Annotated in this window: 13 protein-coding genes and 1 pseudogene; 6 read left to right on the forward strand and 8 right to left on the reverse strand. The window is 39.4% G+C overall.

Annotated elements, in window-relative coordinates:
• Positions 1–255: 255 nt before the first annotated feature.
• Positions 256–2,751: a glycogen/starch/alpha-glucan phosphorylase gene (locus QZT26_RS04575; protein WP_164995001.1), complete on the reverse strand. Its 2,496-nt coding sequence runs from the start codon at positions 2,749–2,751 to the stop codon at positions 256–258.
• Between the two features lie 188 nt (positions 2,752–2,939).
• Here QZT26_RS04575 and QZT26_RS04580 point away from each other — a divergent pair, with 188 nt between their 5' ends.
• The 5 genes from QZT26_RS04580 (at position 2,940) to QZT26_RS04600 (ending at position 7,353) form a co-directional block, all read left to right on the forward strand.
• Complete coding sequence (locus tag QZT26_RS04580; RefSeq protein ID WP_164995002.1) at positions 2,940–3,764, forward strand: adenosylcobinamide-GDP ribazoletransferase; 825 nt, start codon at positions 2,940–2,942, stop codon at positions 3,762–3,764.
• A 134-nt stretch (positions 3,765–3,898) separates the two neighbouring features.
• Positions 3,899–4,420, forward strand: coding sequence for a bifunctional adenosylcobinamide kinase/adenosylcobinamide-phosphate guanylyltransferase (gene cobU, locus QZT26_RS04585; RefSeq protein WP_099326825.1), 522 nt, complete (start codon positions 3,899–3,901; stop codon positions 4,418–4,420).
• Positions 4,420–5,412 (forward strand): DNA polymerase III subunit delta, encoded by a 993-nt coding sequence (gene holA / locus QZT26_RS04590; RefSeq protein WP_164995003.1) that lies wholly within the window; start codon positions 4,420–4,422, stop codon positions 5,410–5,412. Before cobU ends, holA begins: the two co-directional genes overlap by 1 nt.
• Before the next feature lie 62 nt (positions 5,413–5,474).
• Positions 5,475–6,122 carry a fructose-6-phosphate aldolase gene (gene fsa, locus QZT26_RS04595; protein ID WP_295100987.1) on the forward strand — a complete coding sequence of 216 codons (648 nt, stop codon included), beginning with the start codon at positions 5,475–5,477 and terminating at the stop codon, positions 6,120–6,122.
• 208 nt (positions 6,123–6,330) lie between these two features.
• On the forward strand, positions 6,331–7,353 hold the full coding sequence (locus QZT26_RS04600; RefSeq protein ID WP_295100989.1) for a cache domain-containing protein: 1,023 nt from the start codon (positions 6,331–6,333) through the stop codon (positions 7,351–7,353).
• Here the strand turns inward: QZT26_RS04600 and QZT26_RS04605 are convergent.
• Complete coding sequence (locus QZT26_RS04605; protein WP_099326821.1) at positions 7,350–7,538, reverse strand: hypothetical protein; 189 nt, start codon at positions 7,536–7,538, stop codon at positions 7,350–7,352. The genes QZT26_RS04600 and QZT26_RS04605 overlap by 4 nt on opposite strands.
• Positions 7,539–7,948: 410 nt before the next feature.
• On the opposite strand from QZT26_RS04605, the gene QZT26_RS04610 reads away from it, so the two are divergent.
• On the forward strand, positions 7,949–9,367 hold the full coding sequence (locus tag QZT26_RS04610; protein ID WP_230405652.1) for a replication-associated recombination protein A: 1,419 nt from the start codon (positions 7,949–7,951) through the stop codon (positions 9,365–9,367).
• Between the two features lies 1 nt (position 9,368).
• On the opposite strand, the gene QZT26_RS04615 is transcribed toward QZT26_RS04610, so the two are convergent.
• The 6 genes and pseudogenes from QZT26_RS04615 to QZT26_RS04640 all read right to left on the reverse strand — a co-directional run bounded on the left by QZT26_RS04615 (position 9,369) and on the right by QZT26_RS04640 (position 15,922).
• Complete coding sequence (locus QZT26_RS04615; protein WP_164995004.1) at positions 9,369–10,943, reverse strand: DEAD/DEAH box helicase; 1,575 nt, start codon at positions 10,941–10,943, stop codon at positions 9,369–9,371.
• A 1,233-nt stretch (positions 10,944–12,176) separates the two neighbouring features.
• On the reverse strand, positions 12,177–13,055 hold the full coding sequence (locus QZT26_RS04620; protein ID WP_099326820.1) for a hypothetical protein: 879 nt from the start codon (positions 13,053–13,055) through the stop codon (positions 12,177–12,179).
• 5 nt (positions 13,056–13,060) lie between these two features.
• Positions 13,061–13,780 (reverse strand): metallophosphoesterase family protein, encoded by a 720-nt coding sequence (locus QZT26_RS04625; protein ID WP_099326819.1) that lies wholly within the window; start codon positions 13,778–13,780, stop codon positions 13,061–13,063.
• 300 nt (positions 13,781–14,080) lie between these two features.
• Positions 14,081–14,218, reverse strand: a pseudogene (locus QZT26_RS04630) (DUF2442 domain-containing protein); the annotation flags it as partial.
• Positions 14,219–14,558: 340 nt separating this feature from the next.
• Complete coding sequence (locus QZT26_RS04635) at positions 14,559–14,813, reverse strand: hypothetical protein (protein WP_197705273.1); 255 nt, start codon at positions 14,811–14,813, stop codon at positions 14,559–14,561.
• Positions 14,814–15,544: 731 nt separating this feature from the next.
• Positions 15,545–15,922, reverse strand: a complete 378-nt coding sequence (locus tag QZT26_RS04640; protein WP_164995005.1) for a hypothetical protein — start codon at positions 15,920–15,922, stop codon at positions 15,545–15,547.
• Between the last annotated feature and the right edge of the window lie 113 nt (positions 15,923–16,035).

A 16,035-nucleotide genomic window follows, 5' to 3' on the forward strand; every position in this document is an offset into this window, starting at 1 on the left:
GAATAAAACAACCGTATCATAGATTAAAGCGTAGAAGAAAAAGTTGAAAAAGGGGCAATTTAAAAAAATTTAAATTTGCTCAGAGAAAGAATCTTGCATAAAAAAGATAGTTTTCGTTCAGACACTATATAGTCAAACAAATAGAATTTCCGAAAGGTGAATAATAAGATTCATTGTAAGGGTGGAATTATCCTGATAAAAAATTTAAAGACTTCCCTGCTCTTTCCCTAACAACCATCTGCCATCAGCCATCAGCTACGTTTGCTTGCCATTTAACCGAATAGGAACAGATTTTACATTCCAAATATCCTCGGCATACTCATGAATGGTTCTATCACTGGAAAATTTTCCAATACGGGCGACATTAATGATTGATTTCTTTGTCCATTCATCCTGGTCACGATATAACTTGCTTACCAACCCCTGACAGTTGACATAACTGGCAAAATCTGCAAGCACCATATACTGATCGCTTTTTAGAAGTGAATTGGTAATTGGCATAAAGAGTGAAATATCGGAAGATGAAAAATATCCATTCGCAATCATGTCAATTGCCGTTTTAAGAGCGGTATTGTTACGATAATATTCATACGGATTGTAACCCACACGTTTGATATGATCGACCTCTTTCTCGGTAAGTCCGAAAATAAAGATATTATCAGATCCTACCTCGTTCATAATTTCAATATTAGCACCGTCAAGCGTTCCGATCGTTAAGGAGCCGTTAAGGGCAAATTTCATATTTCCAGTACCTGAAGCTTCCATACCAGAGGTGGAAATTTGTTCGGAAAGGTCTGCTGCGGGAATGATGCGTTCTGCCAGAGAGACCTGATAATTCGGCAAAAAGACGACTTTAAGCTTATCGCCAATATCGGGGTCGTTGTTAACGACTTCAGCGACAGAGTTTATCAGTTTAATAATGAGCTTTGCGATAAAATAACCGGGAGCCGACTTTCCTCCGAATAGTATGGTACGCGGCACAAAGTTTTCAATGGAATTGTTTTTCAGTGAATTATAGAGAAAAATAACATGCATAATATTCATCAATTGTCTCTTGTACTCATGGATGCGTTTTATATGGCAGCAGAACAATGAATCTGTATTCACCACAATACTGGTAGTCTGCTTTATGTATTCAGCAAGCCGTATTTTGTTCTCTTTTTTAATATGCTGCCATGTTTCACAAAATGCTTTATTTCCGGTAAACGGCATCAATTTTTTTAAATCCGCAAGATTTTTGAGCCAGCCTTCTCCTATAGTATCCGATATCAGTTGAGAAAGCGCAGGATTACATTTTTTCAGCCATCGTCGCTGGGTAATGCCATTTGTCTTGTTGTTAAAACGATCAGGGTAAAGTTCGAAAAAATCCCTGAAAACGGTTGTTTTTAAAATTTGTGTATGTAAAGCGGCTACGCCATTTGTTGAATGGCTTCCTACAATTGCCAAATGGGACATTCTTACCTGTTTTTCATTGCCCTCTTCAATTAATGACATACGGCGTAACCGATCGGCATCGTCAGGATATTTGGTTTTTACACTTTCAAGAAACCGGGAGTTTATCTCATAGATAATCTGAAGATGTCTCGGCAATAATTCGCCTATCAGGGGGACACTCCACTTTTCCAATGCTTCTGGAAGGATGGTATGGTTTGTGTATGCAAAAGTACTGACGGTTATATCCCATGCTTTTTCCCACGAAATACCTTCTATGTCAATAAGGATACGCATTAGTTCCGGGATTGCAATGGCAGGGTGGGTATCGTTCAGTTGGATAGCTACTTTATCGGGAAAAAGATCGAAGGAGGTATGTGTTTTTTTGTATCGGCAAATAATATCCTGAAGGGTTGCCGACACAAAAAAGTATTGTTGTTTCAGCCGTAGCTTCTTCCCCGTATGGATTTTGTCGACAGGGTAAAGGATTTTTGAAATTGTCTCGCTTCTTTGTTTTTCCTCCACAGCCTTAAAATAATTTCCCTCATTAAATGAATCCAAATCAAATTCACGGCTTGCCCTCGCAGACCAGAGGCGTAGGTTGTTGACAGTATTGGTGCGGTATCCGGGAATCGGGGTGTCATATGCCATTGCCATAATTGTCTGGGTGTCTATCCATTCACTTCTTGATATCCCTTTTTCGTCAGTATATTCCCTCACATGCCCATAAAACATTACCGGATATAAGTGCTCTGGTCGTTCGAATTCCCATGGGTTGCCGTAGCGCAGCCAGTTGTCAGGCAGTTCAACCTGATAACCATTGAGGATACTCTGGAAGAAAATCCCATACTCATAGCGCATGCCATAGCCATACGTCGGCAGTTCAAGAGTAGCCATAGAATCAAGGAAACAAGCCGCAAGCCTCCCAAGCCCACCGTTGCCAAGTCCTGCATCCCATTCTTTTTCACAAATTTCTTCTAACTCATACCCTAATTCATGCAGCGCCTTGTGGCATTCATCGAGAAAGTCAAGATTGATCAGATTGTTTCCAAGCGCCCTGCCCATAAGAAATTCAAGAGAAAGGTAATACACACGCTTTACGTCATTGTCAAAATAGGATCGTTGTGTGGCAATCCAGCGTTCCACGAGACGGTCACGAACGGTATAGGCAATGCTTTTATAAATGTCCAGTTTTGTCGCCGAATAGGTGTCTTTGGACAAAGAACATGTGAGATGATTGGCAAAGGATTTCTGAATCGATTTGATATCAGTGGCAGATATAGTATCGATAAGTTTTTTTAGTGTATTATTCTGGACCATTATGGTGTTACTCCTGGTTAAATACCGTTTAATGAAAAACCGGAAAATAGTTGACCGTTTGAAAGGCTGATGAATAAGAACACTTTACTCTTGCGCACGGACAATTAATTTTGGTAATGTTTGGTCATGACAAACTATTTAGTGTAATACGTAAAATTGTGGCCATCCCCACATTGTAATGGCAATTCATGAATAATTTTTTATGGGCGCTAAAGTTTCTCACCATCATTCCAATTAATAGCGGATCCGGGGAATTGCCCAAGAGCAGTTATGCCGTGTGCTGGTTCCCCATTGTAGGAATTGTCATTGGCGCTATTTTATCAGTTGTTTCTCTGCTTTTGCAAAATGTTTTTCCTCCGTGTATAACAAATGCCTTCATATTAATAACGTATATTGTAATAACCGGAGCGTTGCATCTCGACGGATTTGCTGATACATGTGATGGTATTTATGGCGGATGGAACAAGGAAAAACGGCTGGAAATAATGAAAGACAGCCATATTGGGAGTTATGGCGTTATTGGTTTGATTTGTATTCTCGGACTGAGATATGCCTGCCTTCTGCATACAGGAGAATGCCATGTTTTCTTGAATACAAAAGACATTTCAGCCGGGATATTACCATCATTTGGCGAGCCATACAGTAGAGACGCTTCTTCCGCAGTAGTGACAAAAATTATTGTGCTGTGTTTAATGCCTGCAGTAGGGCGATGGGCGCAGGTGTTTGCCGCCGGAGTATCAAATTATGCAAGAGATGTGCCGGGAACAGGAAGTTTCATCGTGAACGGAACCACGCAAAAACATGTGGCTGTTGCATCCGTTGTTCCCTTTGTTCTTATACTGTATTTATGCCGTTTAAAGGGTCTGGCGGAATGCGCAATAATTGTTGTTTTTACATTATTTATAATCTGGTATATCAAAAGAAAGATTGGCGGTATGACAGGTGACACATTGGGCGCAATCAATGAGGCGGCAGAAATTATTTTCCTCTTAGCACTGTTCGTTGTTTTTTAACGGTTAACCCCATTTCTTGTAAAAATATGGATTTTTATAAAATTCCATAGTGAAGCATTTTCTCTCTGTATTTTTAGGGAATGAAAAGTTGTTTAAGAATAAGAAATTAAAAAAAGAGGTTTTTACAGAGTTCTATGGCTAAGACTATCCTTGTGCTTGGCGGTGCCCGCAGCGGAAAATCTTCATTTGCGGAAACCATGGCGAAACGTTACAAAACAGTTGTGTATGTGGCTACCGCCGAAATCAAGGATGATGAGATGCGTGAACGCATACGGATACATCGGGAACGGAGGCCGTTGTGCTGGCAAACAATTGAATCGCCGTATAATTTGGAAAAAGTCGTTTTCGACCAGAGTAAAAAGGCAGACCTGGTTTTTATAGACTGCATTACCTTATATATTACCAATCTTCTTGTAATGCCGGCAAATCAGGATTCGTCACAGATAATTGATAAAATACATACACTGTGCCGCGTTTGTGAAGAAATAACTTCAGACATTATAATCGTCTCAAACGAAGTCGGACTTGGCATAATGCCGGAAAATGCACTGGCGCGGCATTTTTGCGATATAGCCGGTTCTGCAAACCAAATACTGGCGCAGCACGCAACAGAGGTATATTTCGTAATTTCAGGAATTGCACAAAAGATCAAGTAATGGATATTCAGGAACTCAAAACATCAATAGCGAAGAAGAAAGATTGCCCGGTCTTTGTTGTTTTCGGGAATGAAGAATTCTTTATTAAAGAAGCGGTAACGACAATAAAAGCCGCTTTAATTGCCGATAACGATACCGACCCGGTGGTGATTGAGGTCGGCGGAAATGATACGCCGGCACCGGTCATTTTTAATGAATTAAGAGGACGTTCCTTTTTCCAGAAAAATAAAAAGCTGGTTATTGTAATTAACGCAGACAATTTTGTGGAAAAAAACAAAGATTCATTAGAGAGTTATTTGCAAAAGCCATCAACGCATGCGCATTTGATTTTAATATGTGCCGGATGGGATAAAAGAATAAGGTTGTCAAAATTAGCGGAGAAAACCGGCATTGTCGCAGATTGTCAAAGGATAAAGGAATATCAATTGCCCACCTGGCTTATGTCCCGCGCAAAACATTACAAAAAGACGATGAACCCTAAAGCCGCACAGCGGTTAGCCGGGGACGTCGGAAACAATCTGGCTATATTAGACATGCATCTTGAGAAACTTTCTATTTATAAAGATAATAAAGCTACAATAGACGAATCGGACGTCGATGCATTAGTGACCGCCGACAGGAATAGAACGATATTTGAGCTTACCGACGCAGTTGCCCGGAAAAATTTTCCACAGGCGCTTAAGATTCTCAATCAGATGTTGACACACGGTGAGAATTCAGTGAAAATTATCACATTGCTGGCATGGCAAATCAGGAGGATTTGGAGAGCCAGGCAATTATTGGCGCAGGGAAAAGATGAAAATAGCATTTCTTCTGAGCTTCAAATAGCGCCTTTTTTTAAAAAAAAGTTTTTTGACCAGGTAAGGGATTTTACCGAAAATGACCTTATGAAAAAACATGCCTCCCTGCTTGAATCTGACATACAAAGCAAGACAAGCGCATTCAATAAACAACTATTGCTTGAACTCCTGGTACATAAATTGTGTGCATGATATTTTATGGCCGCGGATTTTTTTTGACACATTAATTCTATTTGCATTAGAAAGGAATTGTTATGAAATTTTTTATTGATACCGCAGATGTAAAAGAGATAAGAGAAGCGCATGACCTTGGAATTCTTGACGGTGTAACGACGAATCCGTCCCTCGTTGCAAAAACAGGCAGACCATTCCGCGAAACGCTTGAAGAAATTTGCTCCATAGTAAAGGGGCCAGTGAGCGCTGAAGCGGTAAGCCTCGATACACAAGGCCTCGTTGATGAAGCTCGTGAGTTATCGAAAATTGCCGAGAATATCGTAGTAAAAATACCCCTGATAAAAGACGGACTTAAGGCAGTGAAAATATTATCTGAAGAAGGAATAAATACGAATGTTACACTTTGTTTCTCTGCCAATCAGGCGCTGTTAGCGGCAAAGGCTGGGGCAACCTACATTAGCCCTTTTGTGGGGAGACTGGACGACATAGGGCATACAGGAATGGACGTCATAGAGGATATACGGGCAATTTATGATAATTATGGGTTTGCGACTGAAATAATTGTGGCAAGTATCCGGAACCCGAATCATGTTCGTGATGCGGCATTAATGGGAGCGGACATAGCTACCATCCCTTTTAACGTTTTTAATTTGCTGGTGCAGCATCCGTTAACGGATGCCGGTATCAAAAAGTTTCTTGCCGATTGGGAAAAAGTTCCGAAAAAATAATAGTATAAGCCCGTTTTACCCACTCCCTTAGTCCCCTCCCGAGAAGGGATTTCTCAAATTCCCCTTTTGAAGAGGGGGTAGGGGTGAGTTAACGACATAATGAAAAACTTTGTAACACTTTATCAGGGGGACTCAATTGATGATTTTAACAGGCAAACAATAGATAAAAATTCAAAACGCTGTTTGCTATTTCCTGGAGTGCCGCGCATTGTTTAACTTTACAAAAAACAAACTCATTATATTTTTGCTCATCTTTTCGTTCCTGCCGTTATTTATCATGCGTCTTGTTGTTTATCCCATTGCTTTCAATGCATTAAGGGATGAAATTATTCGTAATTTGAGGCTTGCGGTAAATAAACAGGCTGAATTAATTGCAGCATGGATGGAAGGCCGCTTATCAAATACCAGGTACATCGCAAATAATCCGTTCTTGATTCAAGCAATGCAAAAAACAGGGAATGCGCTTACCATAGAAGTTAACGAATATTTTAAATCCATTTGCAGCGATTTTGGCTATAAAGAGATTTTTTACGCTGACCGTAACGGAAAAATTTTATTTGCATCCAACAAGGCACTGTACGGTGAAAATATATTGGAACAGGATTACTATCGCAGGGCAATTGCCGGGGCATTTTTTGTATCGAATATACAATCCTCCCTGGAACTCACCGGCAATGTTGCCGGATTCCAGGAGGCAGATACACCGGCAATGATCATGTCCTTGCCGGTAAAAAACGCCCCGGATGCAATTTTAGGGGTGCTGGCTGTGTGTGTGGATGTTGCCGAAATTGACAGGGTGATGAAAAGTGTTCATTTCGGGAAAACGGGAGAAGCATACCTGATAAATAAAAACGGATATATGTTAACTACCTCAAGGTTCACTGATGAATTACTTCAGGCTGACCGTATCAAAAAAAGGGCATCATTGGAGTTAAAAATTGTTGATCCTTACACAAAAAAGCCGACAAAAGGAGCGCTTGAATGTATTAACGGCGGGGAAGGCTATGATGCGCATGGTTATCCTGATTACAGGGGAGTACGGGTACTTGGCTTTTGGCATTGGATGCCGGATTACGATTGGGGAGTAATCGCGGAGATAGACGTTAATGAGGGGTATGGAAAACTTTATACACTGCGTGATTCTGTCATGTTTGTTTTTGCATTTTTAGCAATGGGGATTGTTATTGTTGTTTTTCTTCTTGTAAAGAAGGTGACCCTGCCTTACCGTTAAAATATTTTTTCGCGGAGGCTGTTTAGCATTCTCACTCTTATGATTTCAGAATAATATTTCTCGATGTACCTTTCCATTTTAGCCCTGTGTGTTTTCATTGCACATTCGATTTCTTTCGGTTTTGCGTAAAAGCAGTACCAGCTAAGAAAATTTTGTTTTTCCATTTCATCATCTGTTATCATCATAATTACCTCCTGACTTTCTGTTTTTCTCCCCTATCCAGTTAAATAGCAATAATAATGCCAAATATGAATTTATTAAAGGATATTGTACTAAGTTGCGTATTACCATAACAATGTGACTATTACAAATAACCGTTTTATTTTTTTTGGTGTTATTTTTTTATAATTAAAAATGCAAAACCTGCACATTTTTCCCACACACACGTGGAGATATGTTCGCCTTTAAACTTTGCTCTACTATGAAAAGTATTGTAACACTTTAATCTTTTGAAACTGGAAATTGTCATTTGTAGTGCGACGAGGTTCGTCGCACTACATGTGAATTTAGTGGGCTTAGATTTCAAGTGAGGAAGGAACGAGCAGCAACCGTTTAATATATAGCAAATGCTTCGCCCCTGTTTTTGACTATACGTGTGAAACTTGTTGAAAAACAGTATTTATTTCCAAAAGCTTCGTTAAAAGAAAAGAGGAATGAGGCGTTGATTACAAAAAAAGTGCAAAGAAGTTTATTTGATACAGTCCGTGATGATACAAAAAAATCACCCTTGGCAGACAGGATGAGGCCGCGAAATCTCAGTGAATTTGTGGGACAGGAACATCTCGTGGGGGAGGGCAAGATTCTGAGAAGTTTTATCGAAAATAAAGAACTTGTTTCATTAATCTTTTGGGGTCCTCCGGGTGTTGGGAAGACAACGCTTGCCTTGATTATTGCAAACGCGATGAATGCTCATTTTATCACATTTTCAGCGGTACTCTCCGGTGTAAAAGAAATACGGGCGGTTATTGAGGAAGCAAAGGAACAGCTTAAATTCAATGGCAAAAGGACGGTTCTTTTCGTGGATGAAATTCATCGGTTTAACAAAGCCCAGCAGGATTCTTTTTTACATCATGTGGAGGATGGTACTATTACTTTAATAGGTGCGACAACGGAAAATCCCTCCTTTGAGGTCAATTCACCTCTCTTGTCACGATGTAAGGTACTTGTTTTAGAACCGCTCAGAAAGAGCCATATCACTGCTATTTTGTTGAATGCCTTGTCGGATAGAGAAAGTGGTTTGGGCGGTCAGAAGATAGAAATACCGCAAGACGTCATTGACTTTATAGCGGAGTTCTCACATGGTGAGGCAAGAGCGGCGCTGAATACCCTGGAAACTGCCATTATGCTTGTTCGTCCAAACGAAAAAGACATTCGCCCTGTCACCATGGAAATTGCCATGGAGGCAATGCAGCGAAAGGCATTACTCTATGACAAGGGGGGAGAAGAGCATTACAACGTGATTTCCGCTTTCATAAAGTCCATGAGGGGAAGCGACCCTGACGCCGCACTCTATTGGTTGGCGCGTATGCTGGAGGCGGGGGAGGACCCTCTCTTTATTGTGCGGAGAATGGTCATATTTGCAGCGGAAGATATCGGCAATGCCGACCCGGCCGCTCTTCAATTAGCCGTATCGGTAAAAGATGCGTTTCATTTTGTAGGTATGCCTGAAGGATGGATACCGCTCGCGCAGGGGGTCACCTATCTTGCCTGTGCGCCGAAAAGTAATGCGTCGTATATGGCATATTTAGCAGCGATAAAAGATGTAAGAGAAAGAGGGGCATTGCCTGCACCAATGCATGTAAGAAATGCGCCTACCACTCTTATGAAGGGGATGGGATACGGCAAGGATTATAAATATCCACACAGTTTCGGTGGATATGTTGAACAGTCGTATCTGCCAAAAGAATTGGATAGTAAGGAATATTACCATCCGACGCAGAATGGATTTGATGCAGAAATCAGGAAACGACTTTCCTTTTATAAGAGTAAGCGAAAAGGTCTGGAGGATGAATAGTCTATGTCCGCATTTTTTTCGCTTTGGTGATAAACAATCCGGATCCCTTTTTTCTTCTTTTAAAACTCGTTAATAATATTTCCGCTTCGCGAAAAGGGAGTGTTACAAAAGAATATTTATCAAGAATCTGCACGTCCCGTATTTTTTCACTCGCGATATTTGATATATCCTTGATGTATGTCACTAATTTTTTGTGTGTTAATCCTTCCTGTTTCCCCTGCGTTACAAAGAGCCTTGTTTTCCCTTTCTTGTCAACTACCGCCTCTTCTATTTCAACATAGCGTTTTTCATTAAGTTCATCAGGAAAGGAATACTGCAGTAATGCTGATATGATATCTTCTGGTTTCTTATGTTCGGTCAATTCTTTTGCCATTTCAATGTAGCAATTATGGGCATTTAAATCCACAATTTCATTAATATGGTCTTTTATTTTAAGTTTTTTTGTCCGTATAATATCCTCGATCTTTGGAAGTTTTTCCTTGCGAATGTCCGTCTTTGCCGCTTTTTGTATAAATTGCAGTTTCCTGTATTCTTCCGGGGTTATAAATGTTATAGCAATTCCCCCTTTCCCCGCGCGGCCGGTGCGCCCAATCCTGTGGACATATGATTCTGGGTCCTGCGGAAGGGAATAATTTATTACATGGGAAAGGTTGTGAATGTCTAATCCCCGCGCCGCCACATCAGTTGCGATAAGTATGTTGATCTGGCGTTTTTTAAATTTGGCAAGGATCTTTTCCCTCAGGCTTTGAGATATATCGCCGTGCAATGCGTCCGCATCGTAACCGCGTTCAATCAGATGGCTGGCAACGGCGTCAACATCAATTTTTGTACGGCAGAAAACAAGGCCGTAAAAATCCTTCTCGATATCTATTATCCTGCAAAGCGCTTCAAATTTATCCGCCGCAAATACCTCAAAATAAATCTGATCTGTCTGACTTACGGTAAGTTGTCCGGCGTTGACCTTCTGCACGTCAAAGTCTCGCATATAATTTTTGGCTATTTGCATTATTTCAAAGGGCATAGTAGCAGAAAACAGCAATGTCCTTTTTTCATGTCCCGTGTTTTCCATGATTTCTCTGACATCATCAATAAAACCCATATTCAGCATTTCATCCGCTTCATCAAGGACAAGAAACGATATTTTGCCGATCTTTAATGTGCCCCGCTTCAGATGATCAAGGACACGGCCTGGCGTGCCGACAACAATATCAATCCCCTTTTTAAGGCTTCTTAGCTGTAATTCCATGGATTGCCTTCCGTATATGGGAACAATGCTCAATCTTTTCTTTCCCTTCAGCGAATTGAGTTCTTCTGCCACCTGAATTGCCAATTCTCGTGTTGGAGTGAGTACAAGCGCCTGAACATTTTTTGATTTTTCCGGCAGGAGTTCAAGAACGGGAAGGCCGAATGCCGCTGTTTTGCCAGTACCCGTCTGCGCCTGCCCCACGATATCTTTAGTTCCGCTCAGTATTGCCGGTATGGTTTTTTGCTGAATTGGCGTAGGTTCTTCGTACCCCTTTTCCTTTAACACCTTTAGTGTTGATTCTGACAGTCCTAAACTTTCAAATGATTCCATAGATTATTTCTATCCTTACATTATTTAAATAGGTATAAAATTTGTAACTATCACAAATGATACACGTTATCTGCTACTTTAACAATAACAATCTCCATAATAAAGACATCAACTATACAAAAATTGCATTGATCCGGCGACCTGTTTTCCTCTTTTTTATCGGTGCTACAAATAGAGAAAACATTGCTTTTTTATCAAAAATCTTAAACCGTCTTGTCTATCTTCTTTTACCCCCCATTTGTCCATTCTTTGTGTAAGAGGGTCGCGGGGTTGCTATACTGTAGGAGTTCACAAAATGTGATTCCAGAAATGCTATAATTATTTATGTTGGCAGAAGTTAAATTTTTCCTTAGAAATCCCTATTTGTGAACTATTACAGTATACATCTGATCACAATTTTACAAAAAAGGGCCCGAGAAAATAAGGGAAGGGGCTTGGACTTTTTTTATTAACGGTGGCAGAAAAACCACAGAAAGAAAATCTGTTAGAGTATTTTATCATAAAACAATTGTTGATAACATGTCGGTATAGTGCTAGTATTACGTTTTTAAATAATATGGTAAGTATAATATTATAGATAAGATAAATGTTTTTTTACTTATTTATTAATAATGTTTATAATAAGTAAATTACAATAACTATTCAGCGTAATTTATTAAACTACCGGAGATCAGAGCGCAACTCGTTCCCAAACAGATACTTCACTATGTTCAGTACAAAGTTTGGGAACGAGCCGTGTATCGTTTACGCTGAATAGTTACGTGATTCCCTTTGAAAAGTGCTGATAATATGTCTGTGTAGAGGAGTGATGGTTGGTGTATGGTTAGTCATTATCTCTTGATCTCTTGAAAAGCTGCTTCTATCGAGAACCAATGTTTCTATATCCTCAATATCTTTTGGTGAGAGGTCATCGTATACCAGAAAGGCAAGCGAAAGGATATCTGTCGGTTCTTAGTTGTTATCTTTAATGATAAGGGAGACCTTTTTTGGTAAAATGAGTAAAAAACAGATCAGCTTACGGGTAAAAATGACAGGTTATCGCAAAAAAATCAAATGTTTTGTAATACTTTAATTTTTTGAAAAATACGTTCACGTATAGGAATTTCAATGTGCATAATGTAAGAGACGCATTGCATGCATCTGGAAACTGCTGCACGTAATAAAAATGTTGACACAACAGATAGACGCATGCAATGCGTCTATCTGATTTAATGCGTTAATCCTGAAGTAATGTTAACCCCATACTGCAAGCTGTGATAAGGCGGTTAAGGTTAAATACATGGGGAACGACGATTGGTTTTGCGACAAAATTCTTTGAATTTCCGCGCTCAATCCCTTCCGCCATTCTAAGTATTTTCGCGGGAAAGGCTGTTTTTTTTTCAGCATATTAAACAAATAATTAATCCTTGACTCCACCATTAATTGCGCCAATTTTGTATTGTCATGCACATATTTCCCAATCAAATTCAATATTATTTTTTTATTTTTGTAAAATGTTTCTATCAACTCCACAACGTGGGGAATATCGGTAATAGTTTTTTTATTAAAAAAATCAATTATCGCATCCGGAAATGCAAGAAGATCTTCATCTTTACCAATAACAAGGCATGCGTTATTATCAATAGCGTGTATTTTGTCATCACTGGTAAATAATATGTTTCCCAGGTGTCTGTCGCTGTTGCCAATTATAAAATCGAAGATTAGCAATCGTTGGTAATCCTCTCTTTCTTTACGGGTCATTTTATCTATTTGATATCCGTCTTTCGCATTTTTTACCCATTCCTGAATGGAACCGTTATATCGTATATTGTTAATGGTATCGTCAATTACCATCGTTTTCGGGACTAATCCAAGTCCTACTATGGTGTCAATTTTATAAACAATAGTTTCCCTGATAGGAGTATCCGGGTTATCAGCCATCCAGTAGTGCCGGATATCGCATTTAAACATTGCGATACTTCCATCTCTAAAAGTTATTTTCTCAGGTCCGCGGGGACCGCCCATCCATCGTTCGCATTCCACGTTTTCTATTTCTTTATCTTTTATGCTACCGAAGATATCACGTTCCAGCTCGTTTTTAGAAAAATTATCAGTATGTTTGTGAGAATCCATAGACTTTAACCTCCTAACCGTAATGCATTTTCTCCAGGCAGTCCAGCCTTATAAATTTTTTCCATTGCAGAGATAATATTGTATTTGACCCGCTTGATATGTACGGTTTTTTGTTCGGTGTTGTAAATAGCGTAAGATGCCCTCAAATCCCAATCGCGCGGCTGTCCAACACTCCCCACGTTTATGAGTGCCTTTTCTACATTATTCAAATCAAAGACATGTCCTTTATCCAACCGGACAGAACTCTCGTTTAGAAATAATGCCGAGGGCACATGGGTATGACCGTAAAAGCAAACAGATGTATTTAGTTTATCAAAACTCAATTGAGCGTCTGCGAGGGTTGTTATGTAGTCAAAGAATTCCGGCCTGTTTAAAGAAGCATGCACAAGGGTAATGTCGTTCCATTTCTCAATCAGGGGCAAATTTTTCAAATAATCTTTATAACTTTGTGAAAGTTGGTTTGACGTCCATATGGCCGCTTCTTTTGCGGATTTATTGAAATAACTTACGGGGAATTTCCCTACCACCGCACAGTCGTGATTGCCTGCAACGGTTTTACAACGTAGTTGTTGTACTAATTCAATGCACAAAATTGGTTCTGCGGCATAACCAACAATATCGCCTACGCAGAATATTTCATCGACACGTTCTTTTCGTATTTCATCTGCAACGGCAGTAAACGCCTCATAATTACTGTGTATATCACCTATTATTGCATAAATCAATGATCACTCCCTTGTATCTTAGTCGCACTATCGAGTAGACCTTCTTCCTTATCGCACAACTTTTTTTGGTGCGGCGAATCCCGTCACACTAAATTGTTGGAATTTTTTAAAATACTAAATTGTTACGAATTTTATTGTTCTTCTTTTGAAGACCTTATTTGTTTGACTATATATAATGACAGGGCCAGACCTTATCTATTGACAACTTCAGTATGATTTGTCTGGTTATCTACATTACAAACTCAATAATAGCTGTTGCCTGCTTTAAGCTGGCAGTAATTGACACTATGTGTCATCCTTTTATGGTTTGTATACCAGAGGATACTTTTCTGGATTTTCCAGAGAGTCTATTTCCAGATCGATGTCCAGGTCAGGCCAATGTAAATGCGAGTCGTGGATGAGCTGTACATTCTGAATCTCCCTCATTTTTGCATCTTGAAACCAAGGGTACTCTTAGTAAGTCAAAAAATACTCCTTCCCATCTGTATATAGCCAAATACCGACTGTATATAGCCAAATATCGAAATTGGATATATTTACAATTTCGGCTTTCAAAAATGCTTCTTCCACTTTTTTGCAAGGTCGTTTTTTTCTCCTCAATGATTTTTTGTATTTCCTGTCTCGAAAATAAGACTACAAAAAATAACTCAAGCACAGGTGCCGCAATATGATATGGCTATAAAACCATTTTCATCGTTTCCGGGTGTTGCTGATGCAACATGATGACTGATGACTTATTTTGTCATTACAAGGGTATCCGCTTGTCATTGCAGGGGTCTCAGCTTGTCATTGCGAGGGTATTTTCCGAAGCAATCTCATAAACCGTCATAGAGATCTTCCATCCCGCATTCATTCCAGTAATTAATTCTATTTTTTTAGCCCTTGAGCCACCCTTAATTTGCTTTTCTCGCGATATGGCGTTTCTTACGTCACGAAATATCTCGTAGTATACTGATTGCTTCGGAAAATACCCTCGCAATGACAAGCAGAAAAAGACCCTTGCGATGACAAGCCGGGCCTCCTGCAATGACAAGCTGATACCTTTTGGATGGCCCTATACATTAGAACCGGTACAGAAACAGAAATGCCAGATGTTCCCAACTCGAAAGTAAGACTGCAAAAAATAGCTTAAGTACAGATACTACAAGATGATAGGGTTATAAAACCATTTTCATCTTTCATCGTTTCTGGGTGTTGCAAATGAAACATGATGACTGCTTTGTAGATAGTCCATAATGCCTTGCAAGTGAAACCAGTGATTCTCACCAGAATTTTGTTTCTCCGTCGAGATATTGAAAATGTATGTGGAGACTGGATTCTTCTCCCGAAAAGAAACAAAAATGATAGTTCTTATGCCGAAATACGGAGGGACTTACCTCCTTACTCTTTCATGGTAAAATGTTTAGCTTAATAATTACTATTCCTCGTCCACATAATCAATCTATCAATCTTTTGCCAAAAAGTTAAGTCTTTTTTCTTAGTCTTAACCTCGGCAGCCTTCGTTCCTGTTGCTATAAGTCAAACAAATCGTAACACTTTGGTTTTTTGGAAAAGTAGGGGCGAAGCATTTGCCCGTTTGGGTATGAACTTATTTATAACAATTTATGGTAAATGCTTCGCCCCTACACTATGCGGCAAACATTGCCAATATTGGAATTTTTAAAAAAAATAAAGTGTTACAAAAAAGTAGCAAATGAAGTGAATGGTAGGAAGTGAATGGTAGTATTCCCATGGATTACCCATTGAGAATTATCTCAACCGATTTTAGGGTAGTTTTGTGTTGTTTATGTTTTTTGCTGTGTTTGTGAAAAATTTCTGTATATTTGATAAGACCTCTTCCCATTTCTTTTCTGCATAAAATTCATAGAATGATGTTTGCTCATCCTCAGCAACCCAGTTTTTCGTAAACGCCGCAAATTCGCCATTATGCATGTGCAAAAACTCCCGCAACTTCAAATCAATGTTTTTATCATAGTCCAGGAACCACTGTACAAAATGGTTCCATGATTTTGTTTCCTTTTTAATCCACATGCGCCAAACTTCCACAGGACAGTTCCAGTCCATTTTATCCCTGAATACAAGTTTGACAATGTTAAACAAGTCATCTGATATTTTTGATTCGTCAACTTTAATTATTTTCATAACAATTTTTTTCTCAAGAATTATTTCTAAAATTGTTCGTATTGTTTTTATTACAAAGTACCCATTCCTGCAAAACAATGCCCCATTTCCTATGTGTGAGAGCTTCTTATCTT

It is taken from the genome of uncultured Candidatus Kuenenia sp. (assembly GCF_900696675.1).
In the GTDB taxonomy this organism is placed as follows: Bacteria; Planctomycetota; Brocadiia; order Brocadiales; family Brocadiaceae; genus Kuenenia; species Kuenenia stuttgartiensis_A.